The sequence below is a fragment of the Caryophanon latum genome, from assembly GCF_001700325.1.
In the GTDB taxonomy this organism is placed as follows: domain Bacteria; phylum Bacillota; class Bacilli; order Bacillales_A; family Planococcaceae; genus Caryophanon; species Caryophanon latum.
This window is the reverse complement of sequence record NZ_MATO01000034.1, coordinates 35,223-57,299: the sequence shown is the minus strand read 5'-3', so window position 1 is coordinate 57,299 and position 22,077 is coordinate 35,223. Positions and strand designations below refer to the sequence as shown.

At 45.9% G+C, this 22,077-nt stretch carries 22 protein-coding genes, 1 pseudogene and 1 riboswitch; of the genes and pseudogenes, 18 read left to right on the top strand and 5 right to left on the bottom strand.

Annotated elements, in window-relative coordinates:
* Positions 1–108 precede the first annotated feature (108 nt).
* Genes A6K76_RS08645 through A6K76_RS08620 form a run of 6 tightly spaced genes read left to right on the top strand, consistent with a single transcriptional unit; the run spans position 109 to position 3,401 of the window.
* Positions 109–642 carry a bifunctional adenosylcobinamide kinase/adenosylcobinamide-phosphate guanylyltransferase gene (locus A6K76_RS08645; RefSeq protein WP_066464129.1) on the top strand — a complete coding sequence of 178 codons (534 nt, stop codon included), beginning with the start codon at positions 109–111 and terminating at the stop codon, positions 640–642.
* Positions 624–1,370, top strand: coding sequence for an adenosylcobinamide-GDP ribazoletransferase (locus A6K76_RS08640; protein ID WP_169818000.1), 747 nt, complete (start codon positions 624–626; stop codon positions 1,368–1,370). The genes A6K76_RS08645 and A6K76_RS08640 overlap by 19 nt, the downstream gene beginning before the upstream one ends.
* A complete protein-coding gene (locus A6K76_RS08635) occupies positions 1,343–1,942 on the top strand; it encodes a histidine phosphatase family protein (RefSeq protein WP_066464125.1) in 600 nt (199 codons plus the stop codon). Before A6K76_RS08640 ends, A6K76_RS08635 begins: the two co-directional genes overlap by 28 nt.
* Complete coding sequence (locus A6K76_RS08630) at positions 1,885–2,277, top strand: bifunctional adenosylcobinamide kinase/adenosylcobinamide-phosphate guanylyltransferase (protein ID WP_066464123.1); 393 nt, start codon at positions 1,885–1,887, stop codon at positions 2,275–2,277. Before A6K76_RS08635 ends, A6K76_RS08630 begins: the two co-directional genes overlap by 58 nt.
* Positions 2,278–2,766 carry an ECF transporter S component gene (locus A6K76_RS08625; RefSeq protein ID WP_066464121.1) on the top strand — a complete coding sequence of 163 codons (489 nt, stop codon included), beginning with the start codon at positions 2,278–2,280 and terminating at the stop codon, positions 2,764–2,766.
* The gene (locus A6K76_RS08620) at positions 2,763–3,401 is read left to right on the top strand and encodes a hypothetical protein (protein WP_066464120.1); all 639 of its coding nucleotides are present in this window, start codon (positions 2,763–2,765) and stop codon (positions 3,399–3,401) included. Before A6K76_RS08625 ends, A6K76_RS08620 begins: the two co-directional genes overlap by 4 nt.
* Before the next feature lie 38 nt (positions 3,402–3,439).
* On the opposite strand, the gene A6K76_RS08615 is transcribed toward A6K76_RS08620, so the two are convergent.
* Both A6K76_RS08615 and A6K76_RS08610 read right to left on the bottom strand, forming a co-directional pair.
* Positions 3,440–4,780, bottom strand: coding sequence for a tetratricopeptide repeat protein (locus A6K76_RS08615; RefSeq protein ID WP_139108672.1), 1,341 nt, complete (start codon positions 4,778–4,780; stop codon positions 3,440–3,442).
* Between the two features lie 9 nt (positions 4,781–4,789).
* On the bottom strand, positions 4,790–5,416 hold the full coding sequence (locus tag A6K76_RS08610; protein WP_066464116.1) for a hypothetical protein: 627 nt from the start codon (positions 5,414–5,416) through the stop codon (positions 4,790–4,792).
* 143 nt (positions 5,417–5,559) lie between these two features.
* On the opposite strand from A6K76_RS08610, the gene A6K76_RS08605 reads away from it, so the two are divergent.
* From A6K76_RS08605 to A6K76_RS08595, 3 genes are all read left to right on the top strand, one after another.
* The gene (locus A6K76_RS08605; protein ID WP_066464114.1) at positions 5,560–5,817 is read left to right on the top strand and encodes a YhdT family protein; all 258 of its coding nucleotides are present in this window, start codon (positions 5,560–5,562) and stop codon (positions 5,815–5,817) included.
* Positions 5,817–7,259: a sodium/pantothenate symporter gene (gene panF, locus A6K76_RS08600; RefSeq protein ID WP_066464112.1), complete on the top strand. Its 1,443-nt coding sequence runs from the start codon at positions 5,817–5,819 to the stop codon at positions 7,257–7,259. The genes A6K76_RS08605 and panF overlap by 1 nt, the downstream gene beginning before the upstream one ends.
* 125 nt (positions 7,260–7,384) lie before the next feature.
* A complete protein-coding gene (locus tag A6K76_RS08595; protein WP_066464108.1) occupies positions 7,385–8,707 on the top strand; it encodes a transglutaminase domain-containing protein in 1,323 nt (440 codons plus the stop codon).
* Between the two features lie 200 nt (positions 8,708–8,907).
* Here A6K76_RS08595 and A6K76_RS08590 read toward each other — a convergent pair whose 3' ends face one another.
* Positions 8,908–9,288 (bottom strand): GIY-YIG nuclease family protein, encoded by a 381-nt coding sequence (locus tag A6K76_RS08590; RefSeq protein WP_066464107.1) that lies wholly within the window; start codon positions 9,286–9,288, stop codon positions 8,908–8,910.
* Positions 9,289–9,473: 185 nt separating this feature from the next.
* Here A6K76_RS08590 and A6K76_RS08585 point away from each other — a divergent pair, with 185 nt between their 5' ends.
* The 5 genes from A6K76_RS08585 (at position 9,474) to A6K76_RS08570 (ending at position 13,603) form a co-directional block, all read left to right on the top strand.
* Positions 9,474–9,896 (top strand): acyl-CoA thioesterase, encoded by a 423-nt coding sequence (locus A6K76_RS08585; protein ID WP_066464102.1) that lies wholly within the window; start codon positions 9,474–9,476, stop codon positions 9,894–9,896.
* A 774-nt stretch (positions 9,897–10,670) separates the two neighbouring features.
* A riboswitch (SAM riboswitch) is annotated at positions 10,671–10,760 on the top strand.
* A 72-nt stretch (positions 10,761–10,832) separates the two neighbouring features.
* The gene (gene metA, locus A6K76_RS08580; RefSeq protein ID WP_066464101.1) at positions 10,833–11,771 is read left to right on the top strand and encodes a homoserine O-acetyltransferase MetA; all 939 of its coding nucleotides are present in this window, start codon (positions 10,833–10,835) and stop codon (positions 11,769–11,771) included.
* A gap of 110 nt (positions 11,772–11,881) precedes the next feature.
* A complete protein-coding gene (locus A6K76_RS16770) occupies positions 11,882–12,028 on the top strand; it encodes a hypothetical protein (protein WP_169817998.1) in 147 nt (48 codons plus the stop codon).
* A gap of 12 nt (positions 12,029–12,040) precedes the next feature.
* Complete coding sequence (locus A6K76_RS08575) at positions 12,041–12,664, top strand: Bax inhibitor-1/YccA family protein (protein ID WP_083995351.1); 624 nt, start codon at positions 12,041–12,043, stop codon at positions 12,662–12,664.
* A 114-nt stretch (positions 12,665–12,778) separates the two neighbouring features.
* Entirely contained in the window at positions 12,779–13,603 is an 825-nt protein-coding gene (locus tag A6K76_RS08570; protein ID WP_066464100.1) for an undecaprenyl-diphosphate phosphatase, read from the top strand.
* A 261-nt stretch (positions 13,604–13,864) separates the two neighbouring features.
* Here the strand turns inward: A6K76_RS08570 and A6K76_RS08565 are convergent, their stop codons facing one another.
* Together A6K76_RS08565 and plsY are read right to left on the bottom strand one after the other, a co-directional pair.
* Entirely contained in the window at positions 13,865–14,155 is a 291-nt protein-coding gene (locus A6K76_RS08565) for a HesB/YadR/YfhF family protein (protein WP_066464098.1), read from the bottom strand.
* Positions 14,156–14,232: 77 nt separating this feature from the next.
* On the bottom strand, positions 14,233–14,832 hold the full coding sequence (gene plsY, locus A6K76_RS08560) for a glycerol-3-phosphate 1-O-acyltransferase PlsY (RefSeq protein ID WP_066464094.1): 600 nt from the start codon (positions 14,830–14,832) through the stop codon (positions 14,233–14,235).
* Positions 14,833–15,280: 448 nt separating this feature from the next.
* Here plsY and parE point away from each other — a divergent pair, with 448 nt between their 5' ends.
* The 4 genes and pseudogenes from parE (at position 15,281) to A6K76_RS08540 (ending at position 21,852) form a co-directional block, all read left to right on the top strand.
* Positions 15,281–17,263 (top strand): DNA topoisomerase IV subunit B, encoded by a 1,983-nt coding sequence (gene parE, locus A6K76_RS08555; RefSeq protein WP_066464093.1) that lies wholly within the window; start codon positions 15,281–15,283, stop codon positions 17,261–17,263.
* Positions 17,263–19,680: a DNA topoisomerase IV subunit A gene (parC, locus tag A6K76_RS08550; protein ID WP_066464092.1), complete on the top strand. Its 2,418-nt coding sequence runs from the start codon at positions 17,263–17,265 to the stop codon at positions 19,678–19,680. The genes parE and parC overlap by 1 nt, the downstream gene beginning before the upstream one ends.
* A 105-nt stretch (positions 19,681–19,785) precedes the next feature.
* Positions 19,786–20,346 (top strand): annotated as a pseudogene (locus A6K76_RS08545) (DsbA family oxidoreductase); the annotation flags it as partial.
* 603 nt (positions 20,347–20,949) lie between these two features.
* Positions 20,950–21,852, top strand: a complete 903-nt coding sequence (locus A6K76_RS08540; RefSeq protein ID WP_066464091.1) for a GGDEF domain-containing protein — start codon at positions 20,950–20,952, stop codon at positions 21,850–21,852.
* Positions 21,853–22,077: the final 225 nt, after the last annotated feature.

Sequence of the window (22,077 nt, the reverse complement as noted above, 5' to 3'; positions counted from 1 at the left end):
TACGTAAACTACTCAGAGGAGTCGTTTACGTAGCTTATTTTTTATGGAATTTGTTCATGAACACGTGCTGCAAAATGTGATACACTAATGCAGTAAAGGAGGGAGCGTATGATTTTCATTACAGGTGGGGTGCGCAGTGGCAAAAGCGCGTTTGCCGAAAAAATAGCAATTGCGCGCGCGGAGCATATGAAACTGCCGCGTTTATATGCTGCGACATCTGTAGCATTTGATGCGGAAATGGCAAGTCGCATCGTGCATCATCAGCAAGACCGTGCAAACGATTGTTGGGAAACGATTGAAGTGCCGTACGATGTAACACCGCTATGTCATACAGAGCACGTCGTTTTATTCGAATGTGTGACGACGTGGTTAAATAATGTATTATATAAAGAGCCACAGCGCGTCGATGCGTACATTGCGACATTGAAGCGCATCGTACAATCGTTACGTGGACGCATCGTCATCGTGTCCAATGAAGTGTTGTATGAGCAGCTGTCACCGTACGAGGAGACCGAGCGTTACAAACGACTGTTAGGGGAGTTACACCAATGGCTCGTTGCGGAAAGTGAAGCGGCGTATGAATGTACGTTTTCACATGTGACGCAGTGGAAAGGAGCTTCAACGTGCAAGGATTTTTATTAGCGTTACAGTTTTTTACGATTGTGCCGATTACGCGGCAATTTGATTTACATACGAAAAATGCGACGATGATGTATAGCTGCTTTCCGGTGATCGGATTGCTCATTGGCTGTTTAGACGTAGCGTTTTTACAGCTGATGACGTATACGGAGTTTAGCGCGCTATTTGTCGCCATCTTCTTTATTTTACTGCATGCGACGTACACAGGTGGCTTACATATGGACGGCTTTGTCGATATGGGCGATGCATTTTTCTCGTACCGCGATATGGAAAAGCGCGTGGCCATTTTAGATGATCCGCGAGTTGGTGCATTCGGGGCAATGAGCTTAGTTGCGATTGTGCTCATGCAGCTAGCGATCGTACATGAGCTCGTGATCGGTGGGCAGTGGCTTGCACTCGTCATCGTTCCAATGCTCGTACGAATCGGGGCGCTTTATTGCTTTTCGGCGATGCCACTTGCGAAAGAAACAGGCATTGCGGCGTTTTTCCGCAAAGTTGTCGATGTGAAAAAGCTCGGTATTACAGTGGGCGTCATGGCGCTTCTAATCGTCGTGCTACTTTCGTTATGGCAGCTGGTGCTGTTAGCGGTGCCTGTTGTATTGTTAGTTGCAACGTTTGTGTATCGTGTATTTTGCGTGCGTAATTTCGGAGGGGTGTCAGGTGACTTAATCGGAGCGTACGTAACGAGTATGGAGGTGCTTTTATGGTTCGTCGTGTTGTTGTGCAATTAATGCGTCACGAAAAAACAGCAGGCAATGTGGAGCGAAAATACGTCGGGCAAACGGATGATCCGATTGTCCTGATCGATAGAGAACCGGTTACAGAAGCGGCGTTCACCGTATATGGCAGCACGCTACAGCGCTGTCGTCAAACGGCAAATCTTTATTTTCCGAACGCGGTGTACGTAGCCGATGCGCGTTTATGTGAGCTGCATTTTGGCGATTTTGAAATGAAGACGTATGAACAGTTAAAAGGTGATGCGTGCTACCGTGCGTGGATTGATGACCCGATGAACGTGACGCCGCCAAACGGAGAGCCATTTTCACAGTTTACAGCACGCGTTCGCCATGCAATATATGACATCGTGTCACAAAATGGGCAATACGTATTCGTCGTGCACGGTGGGGTCATTCGGTACATGCAGGAGCTTTGCGGCGTGGCGACGTTTCAGCAAGCAACGGCGACGCATAACACGCTGTACACATTTACGTGGGATACAATCGAACAGTTGAAGGAGGGAGCGCCATGCACTTCATTTTCGGAGGGGCGTATAACGGCAAAACAGCTTATGCAAAACAGCTAGCGCCAGATGCACGATTATTGACAGCGCATATTCCAGCTGTTGAAGAAGTGCGCGGGCAAACGATTATCGTTCGTCATATCGAGCAATGCGTGACGCTACAAGCAGATGAACGACTAGAGGCGATGCGTATCGTCGAGCAACTAGAGACGTTAGCAGCAGTTGCAAACGTCATCGTCATTGGCAACGACATATCAAGAGGGGTTGTGCCGCTACAAAAAGAGGCGCGTTTTCAGCGAGACTGTGCAGGACGACTGTATCAGCTACTCGTGCAGCGTGCAAAAAACGTCACGCAAATTTGGTACGGCTTGCCACAAACGATCAAAGGGGGAGAATAGATGCAACATACAAAACGATTAACATTAACAGCGATGGTCATGGCGCTTTGTGCAATTGGCGCGCTCATTAAAATTCCGGTATTTTCAACGACCGCTGCATTAGACGCAGCACCAGCGTTTATTAGTGCGGTGTTTTTACCGCCGCTTTACGCAGGAATTGCAGGGGGGATTGGGCATATGTTAACGGCGCTAACGTCGGGCATGCCGCTTGGACCGTTTCACTTCATTATTGCAGGTGCGATGTTTATCGTCGTATCGGTGTTTGCGCTGCTTCACCGTCGCGGACAGCATACGTTAAAATGGGTGTGGGCATTAATTAGTAACGGGATTTTATCGCCGCTTCCGTTTTATTTCCTCATTTCACCGGCATTTTACATTTCGGCTACACCAGGAATTGTGCTAGCGACTGTACTGAACTTAGTGCTAGCAGCGATCTTAATGCCGATTTTGCAAAAAGTATTTGCACGTAAAGGTGTGCATGCGGCGTGAGAAATGCGTACATTCAAAATGACCTTGTCGTAGCAGTCGATAACTCGGTTGCCATTGGGGAAAAGCCGCTTGATGTAGTGCGTGCACCAGACGCGTTAGTGGCGGCGTATACGATGCGCGTGCTGCTGCTTGAGCAAATGTGTGCCAATGCGCGCATTCAATGTATAACGGTCGGAAACGGCTCAGGGAAAGATGCGTTTACGCCGTACATCGAAGGCATTCGCAGCGTGTTTACCGAAGTTGAAGAAGCGATGCCACCGTACGTAGCGAGCACCGAGACGAACATGGAGACGCAGCAATCCGCGCTGACGATTACCGCAATTGGCACGCTGCAAGCACCGCGAACGCGTGGACAATATCGCTACGTCATCGGGCATCCACACGTCGGTCAAAGTATACTCGACCATCCGCATGAAGTGGCGCCGCTTGCTGGCATTTATGCGTTATGGCAGCAAGGTATCATTACGCACGTATGGCCGACTGGTTCAAAAGGGCTTGCGCACGAATGTCGCCGCTTCTTTCATGAAGTGCCAGCGCTTCCTGTTGCGCTCGACGTGACGTGTGGGCCTTCGTCTGTCGTATTAGTATGTGCAACGGAACGATTACAGCTAGACGTACCGCACTACAACGTATAAAAGGAGCTGCTCGAAAAATTTTCGGGCAACTCCTTTTTTTAATGAAATACGAGCTGATATAGCCTTGATTCCGTTAAATGATACATTTCTAAAAAGCTGTTCGAGCGGCTCGTTAACGTGCTCGTGTATGAAAAATAAAGCGGATAGTTTTGCGTTTTACCGAGCAGTTCCATCGACAACGTTTTTGGCAAATGTAAATGGGTTACATCAGCCGCGTCATATTCAAACAGCACAGCGAATTTATGCGGCGTTAAATGACAGCTAATGTAATGTTGCGTGTCAAATTGATGCATAAATTGGTCGAGTGCTTGCTGGAGCATATGAAACTGGAAATACGACCGTTTTTGCTCCGAGAAATCAGTTGTATCCATTTGGCATATTAATAGCAGCAGTGGCTTAGTTGCTAATTCAAATAGCGATTGCCCGCGGTCGAAAAATAGCGATTTTGGCAGCAACGTTTGCTCCTCGTGATCTTCGGATAAAAGCGTTTGCTGTTGCAAGGAAAACGCTTTTAAAATCGAGCGCGTTTCATTCGTGACGGCCAGCTGAAGCGTTTGCTCATAGTTTTCCCAAAAATCAAGCTCCTGTTGCAATGGGAGATGTTTAAGTGCATTTTTAATCGTCGGCACGAGCAGTTTCGCTACAACGTGATCATTTGTCGAAGCAACTGTTGCAATGAGCGTTTCGCGAAATGTTTGTGCCACGTCGAGCTGATTTGTTACGTATAAATAACGCATTTTTACGAATAAAAACTGTAAATAAAGCGTTTGGTGTTTGTCGAGCGTTTGCAACAGATCGATTGTGTCAATAATTTTGGCTGCTTGCTCAAAGGCATGGGCAGACGTCGCAATTTGCGCTAAACAAATTTCACATTGCAGCGTATAAAATGTTAAATTTGGGGCGAATGTGCGAATGTATGCTACACCTAACGTGCCGTAATCGAGCGCTTCATTATGCTGTTTTTTACGTGTATACAATGCGCCGATAAAGCAGTTCGCTAAGCCGACGATATGATGCGCCTGAATGGACGTGGCGATAGCGAGCGCTTTTTTCAGTGCATCAATGCCTGCATCGTATTGCTTCGTGACGTCATACAGCATGTACGACATGACGTAATGGTACATCACATCGGCGCGGTCGTTCGTCGTAATAAATAGTTTTTTATGTGCCTCGTATACTTGTAGTGCTTCCTCAAACAGCAGCTCGTTGAAGTAACAATAATACAAATCGACATACGCATCGAGCATATCGCGCACGTTCATATTCACTTTTGCTTTGACGAGCTGTGCTTGCGCGTGCTGAATCGCCTCTAAATATTTGCCATCTTGCTGCAATAAAAAGGCATCGGTTAACTTATCATTTTTGTGAACAATCATCATACGTGTCACCTACTTTCGTAATGATACATAATACTGTGTAAAGGATGCAATTGTTTGTAGCCGTTTTTGAAATTGCTGCTGTTGTTCGCGAATGGTCGAGCGAAATAAATTAGCGGTTACAGCCTGTGCTTTAGCTAGCTGCTTCGGATATGTATTTTGCAAGTCGCCTTGCTCGTCATATAAAAATAAAATGTCGAGCGACGGGAATTGGTTGATGAACGCAAAGCTTTCTTGAATGTGCGCTTCGGATTGATCCGTAACGAGCGTCGCAAGCTCCTCGTCAGCGGTCGTCGCAACGATAATCGCTATGAGCAACGATACGTGTGGCGTGCGTTTACAAATCGCTTGTAGCATTTGAAACTTTGGCAGCTGCGAAAGCTCGGTTACTAACGTGTAGCGCAGCACGTAAATCATGCTTAAATTCGGATTCGATAAAAATTGCTGCTCCGTGCGCAAGGCGAAATACAAATCACGAATTAAGTTCAGATGATGAATGCTATCTCGCAATGTTTCAGGTATTAAGTTTAAGTAATGTGGATATTGCTTACAGTCGTTAATAAAGCGTTCGTAATACGCATCCTCAACTAATAAAATACTCGTTTTCGTGTGCTGAATATAATGAAGCTGTTGAATCATATTAATCATCCTTTATTTTGTTTAAAATAAGTGGAATGTTGCAATGCATGTATATATAGTATACTACAGTGTACGTAGGAATGATGTGGAAAGTTTTAAGTGTTTCTTATACGTACAACAAATTAGAAAAAGGTGTGGTGAATATGGATTCACGGTTTAAAATTGCGCATAAGGAAGCATGGATTGGCGTCGGACTCGTCATCGTGAACTTTGCGCTTTGGTACGGCTTTGCGTATGGCTTAGGAAGCGGCGATCCGACACAGTATACATATGTATTCGGCTTCCCTGCATGGTTTTTTTATAGCTGTATTGTCACAACGATTGTAATGATTGTGTTAATTTGGCTTGTGATGAAGCTGTTCTTTACGGAAGTACCGCTAGATGGGGAGGATGAACAATAATGCATTGGCAAGTCATTTTACCACTCGTTGTATTTTTAGTGCTCATTTTTGGCATTGGCATTTGGGCGAACATGCGCGTGCGTCAATCGGAGTCGTTTTTATCGGAATATTTTTTAGGCGGGCGTGAGATGGGTGGCTTCCTGCTCGCAATGACGATGATGGCGACGTACGGCAGTGCCTCAAGCTTCATCGGTGGACCGGGCGTTGCATATAATACCGGACTTGGCTGGGTGCTACTTGCGATGGCTCAGCTACCAGCAGGTTATTTCGTCTTAATGATTTTAGGGAAAAAGTTTGCGATTATTTCGCGCAAATACGAAGCGATTACGCTCATCGACTTTTTAAAGGCGCGCTACAACTCGAATGCGATCGTGCTATTATCGGCGCTTGCAATTATGGTGTTTTTATTCGCAGCGATGACCGCACAATGGGTCGGTGGTGCGCGTTTAATTGAATCGTTAACAGGATTAAACTACCGTGCTGCGCTCATCATTTTCGCGGTGGCGGTGCTGTTATATGTCATTATCGGAGGCTTTGCGGCAGTTGCGCTAACGGATGCGCTGCAAGGAACGGTCATGGTCATCGGGACGGTCATTTTACTTGTGGCCGTTGTCATTGAAGGAGGCGGCGTGTCGGCCATTATGACGACGCTCGTTGCGGAAAACCCGCAGTTTGTGACACCGTTTGGGGCAGAAGGTAATTTAACGCCGCTTTACGTATCGACGTTTTGGATTTTAATCGGGATCGGGGTTATCGGGCTGCCGCAAATTGCAGTGCGTGCGATGAGCTACAAAGATTCAAAAGGGATGCACCGTGCGATTATTATTGGCACAATCGGCATTGCGACGGTTATGTTTGGCATGCACTTAATCGGTGTGTTCGGTCGTGCCGTCATGCCGGGCATTGAAATTGGCGATAAAGTCATGCCGACGTTAACGCTTGAAATTTTACCGCCGATTTTAGCAGGTATTGTGTTAGCTGCTCCAATGGCGGCCATTATGTCAACGGTGAACGCGCTCCTCATTTTAGTGAGCTCGACGGTCATTAAAGATGTGTACTTAAACTTCATTAAGCCGACTGCACAAGATGCGGAAATTAAACGTTTAAGCTTTATCGTGACGACGGTCGTTGGTGTATCGGTCGTATTATTTGCATTAAATCCACCAGAGTTTTTAATTTGGATTAACTTATTTGCGTTCGGTGGCTTAGAGGCCTCGTTTTTATGGGCAGTTGTGCTAGGACTTTATTGGAAGAAAGCAAATAAGTACGGCGCGTTTGCTTCGATGGCAACCGGCTTAGTGCTATACGTTTACATCGACCGCTTCCACCAGCACGTCTTTGGTATGCATACGGTGACGATTCCGGTTGTGGCATCATTTGTCATCTTCATTATCGTCAGCTTAATGACGCAAAAATATACGAAAAATGAGCAAGTATTTTAAGCTCGGGCGTGGTGTAGCACATACACCGCGCCTTTTTTCGTAAAGGTAATTGCTTTTAAAGTGCCATGCTTTTGCCTATAATAAGCTACAGAACTAAGAGTAAAGGCTGTGATTTTTTGAAACGAATGCTGTTATGCTTCGCGATGTTCGGCAGTTTGATGGCGCCGCACGCACAGGCGGAGGACATACAAGACCGCGATGGCAATGCGTACACGGTTATTGGCGGGCACGGTGAGCTGACGAATTTAATAACGCATCATTATAAACAAGGTATTTTTGAAACGCCGTACGCAGTGACGCTTCACGTAGACAATGCGGCACAGCTAACGGAGCGCGAAATTAACGAGGCGTTCCAAGGGTGGATCGACGGCTTTTACATGTCGTTTCAAACGAGCGGCGATTTAATTGGCGGTTACCCAGCGGAATACACGACGTATTACATTGACCAAAAAGAAAACGGCGAGTTCATTACGTACATGAACTTATTTGAGTTAAACGTCGATGTGCCGTATGAGGACGTCGAACAAGTATGGGCACTAGAAGATGACGTCGCGGCGCAAATTGCGAAAGTAGCGTATACCGATTTAGATAAAGTGCTGTACGTGACCGATTACGTGCAGCGATATTACGGCTATTCGTACGACACGATGACGACGCCGCACTCGCACGTTGCGTTTATGACGGATGGCTTCGGTGTATGTCAAGCGTATGCGCTCATGACCGGCGAGCTGCTAGAACGTCTTGGCATGAAAGTACATTACGTGCTTGGCTACATAACGCATGAAGACGGTACGACCGAGCAGCACGCTTGGAATTTAGTATACATGGACGGTGCGTGGGTCAACGTTGATACGACGTGGTCAGATCCGATCGAGCCGGTAAAAGGTGCCGCTTCGTACAATTACATGATGTCTGATGAGCTCATTCATGACGACCATGAGCGCGAAGCATACAGTTTACCGCAGGCGCACGGCATTAAATACGAGGTGCTTACAAGCTACAAAACGATGGCGCATGACGAACGCTACATTTATGCCGAGTCGCCAATTGGCACGATTCATCGCTTTTTAAAAAGCACGATGGAACAAGTCGATATGCCCGTTGACATTGCCGGGACGAATTTATATATGAGCGATGTTTATTTATATTACATCGATGCGGACACGGCCGCCGTAATGCGCTGGAACGTTACGACAAATGACGTCGAATATGTATTGCCAAACGTCACGAGCTTTTACGAGCAAAATGGTCATTTAGTGTACGAGCGCGATTTCGAGACGGGTGTGACGACGCATCCACTACAAAACGTGATCACGCCGTCATACAAGCGCATCGCCTTTTATTGGGATGCGCAACGAACAGAGCTTCAGCAGTTGCCAGTGACGATGCAAAACGTGCTCATGAGCAATTTAGCGACGAAGTATAACGGAAAGAAGTTTGTTAATTAGTCATTTGTATATAGCTGCATTGTTATGGCAAGGAGCGTGCGGCGAGTCACGATGGCGTATGAACATTAAAGTTTACAATGGGGAACAGGCGGACTTCAGCGGCGCATAAAATTTAAGCTCACGCCACGCCTGCCTCGATATGAAGAAATGATGAACGAAAAAAGCGCTAAAGGAATGAACTCCTCTAGCGCTTTTCAATATTATTCTGCTTCGAAAAATACTTTTTCTGTGTTGTATTTCGCACGGAATTTGTTGATCGCATACGTTTCGTAAATTTCGCGCTCCATTGGGTCTTCAATTTCGTACACTTCGATTTTGTGTACTTCGTGTTTATGGTTGTTTAACGGTGCTACGTTACCATCGAAATATTTTTTAATGCGCTGACGAACTTTGCGTGCTTTTCCTACGAATAATAATTCATTCGCTGCGTTGTATAGGAAAAATAAGCCGCCTTTTTCGCGCGTAATTTTATGGAAGTCGATAAATCCGTAATACGGTGGAATTTCTACATCGCCTGGTTTAATCACTTGCTCGCGTTGACGAATTACTACGTCTGGTTTTGGCATATCAATTTTAATCAAAACATTCACGTCCTCTTTTATAATCAACGTCCATCATACCATAGCTTCGAGCAAAAAAGAAGTAGCACGCCTATGAAAGTTTTCGTGTGTCGTGGCGCGAGAAAACGACCAATTTATGCGCGCTTTTACGAATCGTACTGCACGACGACGCAATTCGCGGTATGATACAGCAAGAGGTGAGGGAAATGGTAATAAACGAAACAACAATCGATGTGCGCTACGCTGAAACCGATCAAATGGGCGTCGTCTATCATGCAAATTACGTCATTTGGATGGAAGTAGGGCGCACGAAGCTAATCGAGCAGCTCGGCTATAAGTATGCCGATTTAGAAAAGGAAGGCTACTTATCGCCAGTACTCAACATTCACGTCGATTACAAAACGCCGGTGCGCTACGGACAAAAAGCGATCGTTCGTACGTGGGTGCAGGAGCATTCGCGCGTGCGCACAACATACGGCTACGAAATCGTGCACGAAGACGGCACAATTGCAGTAACAGGGCAATCTACGCACACCGTCGTGAAAAAAGATACGTTCCGCCCCGTCGCATTTTCAAAAATCGCACCGGAGTGGGATGCGCTGTATCATGAGATTAAAGCGGAGAAGTAAGCTTTAGAAACAGTAAATAATGAATATATACACAATGAACTTCACATGGTAACCGTTCTTTTGTTTCGGCGGACGCTTTTCGCGGGCGCTGCCTCAACTAATTTTTGTCGGACGAGCCGCCAAAAATGGATTTTCGGCTAGCGCTTGTCCCGCAGAAGTCGCCGCCTACACGTCAGAACGATACTGTCCTCATGTTATATTCAAGCGTTCAATTGCTATATTTATGAGTTAACTATTTGAATACTACGATACAGGTTGAATCATTAACGGATTTATTAATGGCTGGACGCGCGCGGCGAGACTCCTTGGGGAAAAGCTCGTGCCTCAAGACCCCGTAAGACACGACGTAGGAGCGGCGCGGAAGGCTTGAGGAAGGTGGAGAACGCCACGTCCATGTGGCACCCCTTCAGAACAAACATCGTGTTCGCCCCCGAGCCCCATGAAAGCGAGCCGCAATGCGCGGAAAGCCGATTACTACTGGACGACCTCCCCAAAGTGCTTATTTATTAGCTACTATATACAAGGTGATTGAAATTTAGAATGTGAACGAGGCTCGAAACGAGAGGCGGACTCCAGCGGGAAAAGCGTGAGACTTGAGACCCCGCAGTCGCGTATGCGGCGAGGAGGCTCAAGCCACGCCCGCGGAAAGCCTGCCTCGACGTGAAGAGCAACAGCAAGTTACTGAAAACGTTAGACTAATTTATTAGACAATTTTAAATGTTGTCAAAGTTGCATAAACATGATAGTATAAATGCATTATTATAAATAAATACGAGCTTATCAAGAGAAGTTGAGGGACTTGGCCCGGCGACGCTTCAGCAACCTCTACTATGTAGAAAGGTGCTAATTCCAGACAGATAAGAAAGAAGAAACGACCGCGTTCTTATCTTTCTTAGATAAGCGCTTTTTTTATTGTCATTTATGGGGGGAATTGTGATGCCAATTAATATTCCAAAGTCTTTGCCAGCAGGGGCTTTACTAAGAAAAGAGAAAATTTTCGTCATGGAGGAGGACCGTGCGAAAACACAACAAATTCGTCCTTTAAATATTTTAGTCGTGAACTTAATGCCCGAAAAGGAAAAGACGGAGCTACAGCTGCTTCGACTGCTCGGCAACACGCCGCTGCAAGTGAACGTGACGTTTTTAAACACGGCGACGTATCAATCAAAAAACGTTTCCAAAAACCATTTAGATGCGTTTTATAAAACGTTTGCGGACATTCGCACGCGTCGCTTTGACGGCATGATCGTCACAGGCGCACCAGTTGAAAAGTTGGAGTTTGAAGCGGTGAGCTATTGGCAGGAAATGACCGAAATTATGGATTGGGCGAAGGAAAATGTCACGTCGACGCTTTACATTTGTTGGGGCGCACAAGCAGCGCTACACTACCATTACGGCATCGGTAAGTACGAGCTACCGACGAAGTGCTCGGGCGTCTATTCGCACGTCATTACCGATTTAACGGTCGATTTAGTACGCGGCTTTAGCGATACGTACGTCGCACCGCATTCACGTCATACGTCGGTATCAATCGATGAAGTGCGCAATCATCCGTATTTAAACTTACTGTCGTATTCAGACGATGCAGGCGTATTTATCGTCATGTCAAAGGATACGCGCGACATTATGGTAACGGGGCATTTAGAATATGATGCGACGACGTTATCGGACGAATATTTCCGCGATATCGAAAAAGACCCGAACGTTGAAGTGCCGAAAAACTATTTCCCACAAGACGATCCGACGCAAGTGCCGCTCAACACATGGCGCGCGCATTCGCATTTATTATTTTCAAACTGGTTAAACTACTACGTATACCAAGAAACGCCGTACGAATGGGATTATGTAGACGAGCATGTCGAATATCATATTTAAATGTCGAAACTGTCCGAGCAACTAGCGGGCAGTTTTTTTGCGTAAATATGAAACTAACTGTCACATCGCCCGTATATAGTAGTACTTAATAAAAAGGGGAGTTATTACAGATGAAAGCAAAAACAATTATAGCGTATTCGGAAACGGGCTTTGACAAGAAAATGAATGAATTTTTATCGGACCCGTCGATTGAAGTAATGGAAATTCAATATAGTGCGACGATTTTGGCATTCACAGCACTCATTTTGTATAAATAAGGAGTGTTCGCGATGGAGCAACGGCAAAAACATATAATGCGCCGCGTCATGCGTACGTTTGCGCTCATGTGGGCATTAACGGCGGTCGGCTTATGGCTCGGCTCGATGTTGCCAGAGAGCGTGCGGTTACCTGTATCGATTGGTACGTTTATATTACTAATTATTATGATTTTTGTGCGAAAGGTGCGCATATTGAATGCGATGGCGTACGCAATACCGGTGTTAATTGGAATTACGCTATTTTGGACGACGCAGTTTTATATCGAGCAGCTAGGTACGCAGCTTGTGTTAACGGTGTTTGGCGCAACGATTGCGATGTTTGTGCTGCTTGGCGTTATCGGATGGGCGATGCCAGACATTCACCATATGGGGAGCTATTTATTTGCGGCGCTGCTTGTATTAATTGTTTTTATGTTTATTTTTATAAGCGTGCCAGTAAGCAATGTTGTTGCGCTCGGTTTTGCGTGTGCAGTCGTGTTATTGTTTGTGCTGTATACGATTTATGACTTTAATCAAATGCGCTACGGTCATATTGAAGAACAGGAAGTCGTCGTGCATGCATTAAACTTATATTTAGATTTCATTAATTTATTTGTGCGCGTATTAGAAATTGTTTGGCGCGCAAAAGATGCGTAACGAAATGGTGCTAAAGTGTAAATCTTTAGCGCTCTTTTTTTATATGTGCAACACTTTATGAACAGATGGCGTTATACTACATATGCACATATATAAAAGAAAGGAAGTAGCGTCATGGAGTGGTTTGAATTGTGGAAGGCGCTCATGCTTGGTATTGTTGAAGGACTAACCGAGTTTGCGCCTGTATCGTCAACAGGGCATATGATCATTTTTGATGATTTATGGCTAAAGACGGACGAATTTTTAGGTAGCTCGTCTGCTAATACGTTTAAAATTGTCATTCAGCTCGGCTCGATTTTAGCTGTTGTTGTCGTCATGTGGAAGCGTATTTTAAGCTTAATTGGATTGTATAAAATAGAGGGAGATTCGCCAACGAAATTTAACGTGCTGCACGTATTCGTCGGCATTTTACCGGCCGGTGTGTTCGGATTATTATTTGAGGATTTCATCGATACGCATTTATTTAGCATTGAAACGGTCATTATCGGCTTGCTTGTCGGAGCGGTATTAATGATCGTTGCGGATAAAATGGGTCCGAAAACACCTGCAGTTACGTCGCTAGATCATATTAGCTACATGAAGGCGTTAAAAATCGGTGCGATTCAATGCTTGTCGCTATGGCCAGGGTTTTCACGCTCAGGTGCGACGATTTCAGGTGGGGTACTGCTTGGGCTAGATCATAAAACGGCATCGGATTTCACGTTCATTATGGCAGTGCCGATTATGATGGGTGCTTCAGGTGTGTCGCTTCTTAAAAACTGGGAGCACATTTCGATGGATCATTTGTCGTTTTACGTTGTCGGCTTTGTGACAGCGTTTGTGTTCGCGCTCATTTCGATTAAGTTTTTCTTAAAGCTCATTTCGCGCATTAAGCTCGTGCCGTTTGCGATTTACCGCATCGTGCTTGCGCTTATATTAGCAGCGCTTGTGTTTTTATAAAAAAGAGTTTGGAATAGAAGTGAATTTTGAACGTTGAGCGGATGAAGTTCAGGGAAAGAATTTGATGACGTAGCGTGTGAAGCGGCGACTCCTATGGGAACAGAACGTGTCGAGAGACTTGCGCTAGCAAGGCTCGAGCCGTTCCTACAGAAATGCTGTCTCGAGTAATCGCAAAGACAAAGCGTCCGCGAAACGAAGCGTAGTCATAACGCAAACAAGTGCCATTAGGAAATTAATTGTTTCCTGATGACACTTGTTTTTTTATTTTTCGTAGCGGTACGTCAATTCGTCTAACTCGGCATCGACGGCGACGTGTAAATCATGGTCGTTAAAAAACCATTCGTCGCTTTTTTCGATAAAGAAATGAATGTTGTCACGCGTCGTTTGCACCCCGATTTCGTGCGGTGTTTCGCGGTTCATGCCGAGCGAAAAGCCTTCGTGAAACGGCGAGGAGCCACCGTATCGCGCGTAAAAGCGAATTGTATCGCCCGCTTCTACATCCATTTCGCGCACAAACCATGCAAATGCTTCGTCTGTTATAATGATGTTCATTCGCTCACCATCCTTTTCGTTTAAGCGTACGGAATTGCATGCAAAAAAGCAAGAGCGAGCTGCTCCTGCTTTGTGCGTTAAAAATTCACTTTTGATTCTGTGCCATTTTTAATGCGAGCGATGTTTTCGCGATGGCGATAAATGATGAACGTTGCTAGCACGGCAATCATGAGCATAAACACCCAATCGCCTGTGTAGAAGTACGAAATGACGCTATATACAAACGCGATGATTGCAATGCAAATCGATGTAAAGCTAACCATTTTGCTTAGCTTTAAAATGATTGCAAATGAAATGGCGAGTGAAATGAAAACGATCGGTGCGTAGCCTAGCACGACACCAGCACTCGTTGCGACCGCTTTACCACCGCGGAAGCTTGCGAAAATCGGGTACATATGACCGATAACAGCGACGATCCCGAGCAGTAGTGGATGAATGGCAACGTCTGCAAAAAACGGAATGAACACGAGTAGCACGGCGGCTGTCCCTTTTAAAATGTCCATGAGCATAACGACGATGCCGGGTTTTTTGCCTAAAACGCGGAACGTATTTGTCGTACCGAGGTTTCCGCTACCTTCTTGTCGAATATCTTTTTTGTAAAATAATTTGCCAATCCATAGCGCCGATGGAATGGAGCCGATTAAATACGCTGCAAGGAGTATGAGAAGTAACGTCATGTCTGCGAGCGCCTCACTTTCTTTGTGACTAGGTGCTAATAACTGATTATGTATAGTGTAACACTATCCGTATCATAGCACAATTTATTTTTCGAACAATGCAAAATGGAGAACTTTTTGCATGACGATACGTTTAACTAAAAAATGAACTGGAATGACGAATGAGAGAACCATTGCTTTTTTTTACGCGAGAACTTTGCTACAATGAGTTTTTGTTAACAATGACAGCTATGTGAAACATATAGTTGTATAAAAAAACACCGCTTGATACAGTATATGTGTAAAATAATTATCGAGAGCTACAGCTTGCTTGACAGTAGGGAACAAAACGAAGTAACGGTAATGCACCTAAACGTAACGAAAGAAATAGTCGACAATCGACATTGACAACGATGTTTCTGTTCGTATACGATAACAAAGATAGAACAGATGTTCGGAGGTTTTTAATTTGGCGAATAAACAAGTACAACATGCGTACAACGATGACGCAATACAAGTATTAGAAGGACTCGAGGCAGTTCGAAAACGCCCTGGGATGTATATTGGATCAACAGATGGGCGCGGCTTACATCACCTTGTGTATGAAATAGTCGATAACGCAGTCGATGAAGCATTAGCAGGCTACGGCACGCACATTATCGTCAAGCTGCATCGAGATAACAGTGTGAGCGTGCGCGATTTCGGTCGTGGTATGCCAACTGGAATGCATAAAATGGGCAAGCCGACGCCAGAAATTATTTTTACGGTGCTGCATGCAGGCGGTAAGTTCGGACAAGGCGGCTATAAAACGAGTGGCGGTTTACACGGAGTTGGTTCATCAGTTGTAAACGCGCTTTCGACATTTTTAGAAGTGACGATTTGTCGAGACGGCAAAAAGTTTCGTCAGCGCTTTGAAAATGGTGGTACGCCGGCAACGACGCTAGAGGAGCTAGGCAACACGCGCGAAACGGGCACAGAAGTACACTTTTTACCCGATGCGACAATTTTTTCGACGACGAAATACAATTTTGATACGTTAGCAGAGCGTCTGCGCGAATCCGCATTTTTATTAAAAGGCTTAAAAATTGAACTCATCGATGAGCGTCCAGAAGAACATGTGCATGAAACATACTTTTATGAAAATGGTATCGAGGCATTCGTTGAGTATTTAAACGAAGATAAAGATGTGTTACACCCGGTGAAATACGTAGAAGGTGTGCAAGATGATATCGAAGTAGAGTTTGCATTCCAGTTTAACGATGCGTATTCAGAGACGATTTTATCGTTCGTGAACAACGTGCGTACACGAGACGGCGGCACGCACGAAACAGGTGCAAAGGCAGCGATGACGCGCGTATTTAACGACTACGCACGCAAAACAGGCTTATTAAAAGACAAAGATAAAAATTTAGAAGGTACGGACATTCGTGAAGGATTGTCAGCGATTGTTTCGGTGCGCATTCCAGAGCACTTGCTTCAGTTTGAAGGGCAAACGAAAGGCAAGCTCGGCACATCTGAGGCGCGTTCAGCAGTGGACGGTGTCGTATCGGAAAAATTATTATATGTTTTAGAGGAAAACGCAGAGCTATCGGCAGGGCTTGTGCGTAAAGCAATTCGTGCGCAGCAAGTACGTGAAGCGGCGCGTAAAGCTCGTGAGGATGCGCGTAACGGCAAGAAAAACAAAAAATCGAGCACGTTGTTGTCAGGAAAGCTTACACCTGCACAGTCGCGCAACGCACAGAAAAATGAGCTATATTTAGTCGAAGGTGACTCAGCGGGCGGCTCGGCAAAGCAAGGGCGTGACCGTACGTTCCAAGCAATTTTGCCACTGCGCGGGAAAGTGTTAAATACCGAAAAAGCGAAACTGAGCGACATTATGAAAAACGAGGAAATCGCAACGATCATTCACGCAATTGGTGGTGGCGTCGGACCAGACTTCTCGGTTGCGGATGCGGCGTACGATAAAGTTGTCATTATGACCGATGCTGATACGGACGGTGCACATATTCAAGTGTTGCTGCTGACGTTCTTTTACCGCTACATGCGACCACTCATCGAAGCGGGCAAAGTGTACATTGCATTGCCACCGCTTTACAAAGTGTCAAAAGGTACCGGCAAAAAGCAAGTTGTCGAATATGCGTGGACGGAAAAAGAGCTGGATGAGACGATTAAAAAAGTCGGCAAAGGATACATGCTACAGCGCTATAAAGGGCTTGGTGAGATGAACGCCGATCAATTATGGGATACGACGATGAATCCTGAAACACGTACGCTCATTCGTGTGAAAATTGACGATGCGGTACGTGCAGAAAAAAGTATTAATACGTTAATGGGTGATAAAGTAGAGCCGCGACGTAAATGGATCGAAGCAAATGTCAACTTCAGCATGGAGGAAGATGCGAATATTTTAGACAACGACTATATTCACCATGACGAGGAGGAGACAAAGTAATGACAGCAGAAAAATTTCAAGATTTACCGTTAGAAGAAATTGTAGGCGACCGATTTGGACGCTACTCAAAATATATTATTCAAGACCGCGCATTGCCGGACGCTCGCGACGGATTAAAGCCGGTACAGCGCCGCATTTTGTACGCGATGTTTACAGAGGGCAACACGTTTGATAAGCCGTTTCGTAAGTCGGCAAAAACAGTCGGCCACGTTATCGGTAACTTCCATCCGCACGGCGATACGTCAGTGTATGAGGCAATGGTGCGCATGAGTCAAGATTGGAAGTCACGCCACGCGTTAATTGATATGCACGGCAATAACGGTTCGATTGACGGCGACCCAGCCGCTGCGATGCGTTACACAGAAGCGCGTTTATCAGGCATTGCCGCTGAGCTACTGCGCGACATTCAAAAGCAAACCGTTGACTTAGTGCCAAACTTTGATGACCAAGATATGGAGCCGACCGTATTACCAGCGCGGTTCCCGAACTTGCTTGTGAGCGGCTCGACAGGTATTTCAGCAGGGTATGCGACAGACATTCCACCACATAACTTAGCAGAAGTGCTTGACGGTGTACTGCATCGCTTAGACAACCCGGAGTCAACGGTTGATGAGCTCATGCAGTTTATTAAAGGACCGGATTTCCCGACTGGCTCGACGATTATGGGTGTAGATGGCATTAAAAAGGCATACGAAACAGGGCGCGGCAAAATTATTGTGCGTGCGAAAACGGCGATTGAGCCGTTAAAAGGTGGCAAGGAGCAAATCGTCATTACCGAAATTCCGTACGACGTCAACAAAGCGAACCTTGTGAAAAAAATGGACGAGCAGCGAAGCGACAAACGTTTAGAAGGTATTGCCGAAGTGCGCGATGAGTCTGACCGCGACGGCTTACGCATCGTTGTCGAGCTGAAAAAAGATGTAAACGCACAGGCGGTATTGCAATATTTACTCAAGGTGACGGATTTGCAAGTAGCATACAACTTTAACATGATTGCGATTCATAATCGCCGCCCGACGATGATGACGCTGCCGCTTATGCTAGATGCGTATATTGAGCATCAAAAGGAAGTTGTCACGCGTCGCTCGCAGTACGATTTACAACGTGCAAAGGACCGCATGCATATCGTCGAAGGGCTTGTGAAGGCGTTATCAGTGCTGGATCAACTCATTGAGACAATTCGTGCATCAAGCGATAAGCGCAGTGCAAAAGATAACATTATTGATAAGTTTGACTTTACAGAAGTGCAAGCAGAGGCGATCGTAAGTTTGCAGCTGTATCGTTTAACGAACACGGACATTACACAGCTAGAAGAAGAGCAAGAAGGGCTTCAGCAATTAATTGATAAGTTAGAAGGCATTTTAAGTAGCGACCGTCGTTTAACGAATGTATTAAAGGCGGAGTTAAAAGACGTGCGCAAGCGATTTGCGAAAGAGCGCGCATCGATCATTCAAGCTGAAATTGATGAAATTAAGCTGACGATGGACGTATTAATCCCGTCTGAGGAAACGATTGTTACTGTAACGAAGGACGGCTATGTGAAGCGCACGAGCCCACGCTCATACAACGCATCAAACGGTCAGGACTTTGCGATGAAGGAATCGGATTACTTATTACTTGAGGCGAACTTAAATACGCAGCACCATTTACTGTTATTTACGAGCAAAGGAAACTTCATATATCAGCCGGTATATGAGCTGCCAGACATTCGTTGGAAAGACTTAGGGCAGCACATTTCAAGCATTATCTCGCTCGACAAGGACGAGGAAATTATTCAAGCGATCGGGCTGCCGAACTTCGATGAAAAAGAGGCGTACGTTGTAACGGCGACGAAGCTTGGGCAAATGAAGCGCACAGCACTGAGTGAATACAAGCTTGCACGCTACAACAAGGCGGCAAAAACGATGAACGTCAAAGCAGGCGACGATATGATTTACGCAGCTGTTGTCGTTGAAGGGCAAGACATCGTACTATTTGCGAATACGAGCTATGCGATTCGCTTCCCGCTGTCAGAAATTCCGCCATCAGGGCTACGTACAGGCGGCGTGAAAGCATTTGCATTAAAAGAGGACGAATATATCGCATCGGTGCAAGCAGTCGATGCACAAAGCGACGAGGATATTGTTATCGTCACAAATCGTGGTCATGTAAAGCGCATGGCATTAACTGAAATTGAAGTCGGCTTACGTGCTAAGCGCGGCGTCGTGACGTTAAAAGAGTTAAAAGCAAACCCGCATCGTATTTTTGCGACGGTTATCGTACGTACAGGGCATACGATTGAGCTATGTACGACGAAAGGCATTAAAGAAACGATTAGTGTGATGAATTTAACGCGCACAGACCGTTACTCAAACGGCTCACCGAAAATCGATATTGCAACAGACGGCGAGCTCGTAACAGTGAAGCGATTATCATAAGAAAAAAGCGTGCGACGATCACCGTTGCACGCTTTTTTCATGCCGAGCGTGATTCGTCGCCATCACTTTATTTGTCGTATATAATAAGCGCGAAGGAGTGATGACATGATTACAGTACAAATTTGGTCTGACTACGTATGTCCGTTTTGCTATATCGGCAAACGTCAGCTAGAGCAGGCAATTGAGCAAACAGGATTAAGCGGCAACGTAAACGTACAGCTGCGCGCATTCGAGCTGGACGCAACGACACCGAAGGACGCGAACGAATCAACGTTTGAGACGCTATCTCGTAAGTACGGTACGAGCGTAGAAGAAGCGAAAAACATGACAGCCGGTGTAGCCGCACGTGCAGCAGAAGTCGGCTTAACGTATGATTTCGAATCAATGCGCACACAAAATACGCGCGATACACACCGCGTCATGAAGTTTGCCGAGACGAAGCAGCTTGACGGCGCACTTGGTGAGCGATTAATGAAGGCGTATTTCGTTGAAGGGCAATTGATCGGGCAGCGCGACGTATTAGCAACGCTTGCAGAAGAAGTGGGCTTAGTGCGCAGCGAAGTCGAAGCGGTCATTGATAATGAAGCACAATTTGTAGAGGAAGTCGAAAACGATCAATTAATGGCGCAGCAGCTACAAGTGCGCGGTGTTCCGTTTTTCGTTATCGACAACAAATACGGCATTGCCGGTGCGCAGCCACAGCAGCTATTTAACGACACGCTACAAAAAGCAGCAGCCGAAGCGGGCATTCGTCCAACGCTTCAGCAAGTAGGCGACAGCGGCAACGTTTGTGGCGACGACGGCTGTTCGATTTAACACGTTCACCGCCACAAGCTCATGTTGACACATATAGGTGGACTCCTGCGGGAAAAGCTTGTTTCGACGTGGGAAGCAACGTGAAGCGAACAAAAATGAAAACGCGACCATGAAACAGTGGTGGCGTTTTTTCGCGCTTTGTGAAGGAAATATGACTTTTTCAAAAACGGTAGAAGAAGCGGCGAATTATTCGTTATAATAAACGCACAGGCGTGTTGATTCGCGATTTGTAAACAGCACAATCGATGTGTTGTAACGTCTAAATAAAAAATATGCAGTATTCGATAGCTGAGCGTACGGCGAGACTCCTTGGGGAAAAGCGCGAGACTTGAGACCCCGCAACCGCTTGCGGTGAGGAGGCTCAAGCCGCGCCCCAGGAAAGCGAGCCGTAAAACGCGAACAGCCGTCGAAAATATAACATAAACGCATAACAGCAATGAGGGGGAACTTATTATGGGTAATACGAATGCAAACTTTTTACAGCATGAGCCGCATTTCCACATCATTGCGGAAAAAATTAAAGAAGCAATCATTATTGTGAACGAGCATCGTGAGCATTTATACATTTCGCCAGCGCTTTATACGACGTTTGGCTATGACGTGGAGCAAGTAAAGCGAGCGCGTGGCTTTAGCAACATTTACGAGGAAGATGCGGTCGTGTTTTCAAAATGGTTTGAAGCGACGATGGCAAGCGGGCAATCAAGCCAAGTGGAAGTGCGTTGTTTACATGCACAAAAAGGCTGGGTATGGACGCAATTCCACGGTACGCCGGTGTATGATGACAATCAGCAATTTTTACATATCGTGTTCGTCGTGCGCGACATTTCGGTTGAAAAAGAGCTAGAGGAGCAGCTATCACTTTACGCATACGTCGATCGTTTAAGCGCATTACCGAACCGCACTGCCTTGACGCAAGATTTAGACGTATTACTTGCGCGCAAAGAGGACGAGCGCGAGCCGTACGCTGTTTTAATGTTAAACATTGACGACTTTAAGCGCGTCAACGAAAAGTTCGGCTACACGTTCGGTGATGACGTCATTCGTTATGTCGGGGACGTGCTGCAATCGTTCGTAACAGCGGACGTAAAAGCATATCGTTTAGCAGGTGATGAGTTTGTTATTAAAGTCGCAAAGGCGAATGCACCAACTGTTCGTGATTTACTGCAGCGCATTACTGAAAAGCTCGAGCAGCCGGTAACGCTCGGTGACATTACGCTTACGATTCCAGCGAGCATGGGTGGCATCATTAGCCAGCATTACGATTATACGGTGACACAGCTACTGCTTGAAGTAGATGAAATGGTGCATAAAGTGAAGCTATCGAGCACGCATGAATATCAAATTGAGATGATTTAATCGAGCACACGAATGGTCGCGTACAGCCCATTCGTGTGTTTTTTAAGTCGCATTGCATAAGCTTTCATGTTTCAGTATACTTTTTTTAATGGATTTTTATAGGATCTTCACCATAACTTGGGGTTGCTTTCCACGTCGAGGCAGGCTTTCCGCGGGCGCGGCTCAAGCCTCCTCGTCGTTCGTGCCTCACGACTGCGGGGTCTCGAGGCTCGCGCTTTTCCCGCA

What these genes read in the sequence shown, in the direction of transcription:
- A6K76_RS08645 (WP_066464129.1), top strand. Translation starts at nt 109, where the DNA reads ATGATTTTCATTACAGGTGGGGTGCGCAGTGGCAAAAGCGCGTTTGCC.
- A6K76_RS08635 (WP_066464125.1), top strand. Translation starts at nt 1,343, where the DNA reads ATGGTTCGTCGTGTTGTTGTGCAATTAATGCGTCACGAAAAAACAGCA.
- A6K76_RS08630 (WP_066464123.1), top strand. Translation starts at nt 1,885, where the DNA reads ATGCACTTCATTTTCGGAGGGGCGTATAACGGCAAAACAGCTTATGCA.
- A6K76_RS08625 (WP_066464121.1), top strand. Translation starts at nt 2,278, where the DNA reads ATGCAACATACAAAACGATTAACATTAACAGCGATGGTCATGGCGCTT.
- A6K76_RS08615 (WP_139108672.1), bottom strand. Translation starts at nt 4,780, where the DNA reads ATGATGATTGTTCACAAAAATGATAAGTTAACCGATGCCTTTTTATTG.
- A6K76_RS08610 (WP_066464116.1), bottom strand. Translation starts at nt 5,416, where the DNA reads ATGATTCAACAGCTTCATTATATTCAGCACACGAAAACGAGTATTTTA.
- A6K76_RS08605 (WP_066464114.1), top strand. Translation starts at nt 5,560, where the DNA reads ATGGATTCACGGTTTAAAATTGCGCATAAGGAAGCATGGATTGGCGTC.
- panF (WP_066464112.1), top strand. Translation starts at nt 5,817, where the DNA reads ATGCATTGGCAAGTCATTTTACCACTCGTTGTATTTTTAGTGCTCATT.
- A6K76_RS08595 (WP_066464108.1), top strand. Translation starts at nt 7,385, where the DNA reads ATGCTGTTATGCTTCGCGATGTTCGGCAGTTTGATGGCGCCGCACGCA.
- A6K76_RS08585 (WP_066464102.1), top strand. Translation starts at nt 9,474, where the DNA reads ATGGTAATAAACGAAACAACAATCGATGTGCGCTACGCTGAAACCGAT.
- metA (WP_066464101.1), top strand. Translation starts at nt 10,833, where the DNA reads ATGCCAATTAATATTCCAAAGTCTTTGCCAGCAGGGGCTTTACTAAGA.
- A6K76_RS16770 (WP_169817998.1), top strand. Translation starts at nt 11,882, where the DNA reads ATGAAAGCAAAAACAATTATAGCGTATTCGGAAACGGGCTTTGACAAG.
- A6K76_RS08575 (WP_083995351.1), top strand. Translation starts at nt 12,041, where the DNA reads ATGGAGCAACGGCAAAAACATATAATGCGCCGCGTCATGCGTACGTTT.
- A6K76_RS08570 (WP_066464100.1), top strand. Translation starts at nt 12,779, where the DNA reads ATGGAGTGGTTTGAATTGTGGAAGGCGCTCATGCTTGGTATTGTTGAA.
- A6K76_RS08565 (WP_066464098.1), bottom strand. Translation starts at nt 14,155, where the DNA reads ATGAACATCATTATAACAGACGAAGCATTTGCATGGTTTGTGCGCGAA.
- plsY (WP_066464094.1), bottom strand. Translation starts at nt 14,832, where the DNA reads ATGACGTTACTTCTCATACTCCTTGCAGCGTATTTAATCGGCTCCATT.
- parC (WP_066464092.1), top strand. Translation starts at nt 17,263, where the DNA reads ATGACAGCAGAAAAATTTCAAGATTTACCGTTAGAAGAAATTGTAGGC.
- A6K76_RS08540 (WP_066464091.1), top strand. Translation starts at nt 20,950, where the DNA reads ATGGGTAATACGAATGCAAACTTTTTACAGCATGAGCCGCATTTCCAC.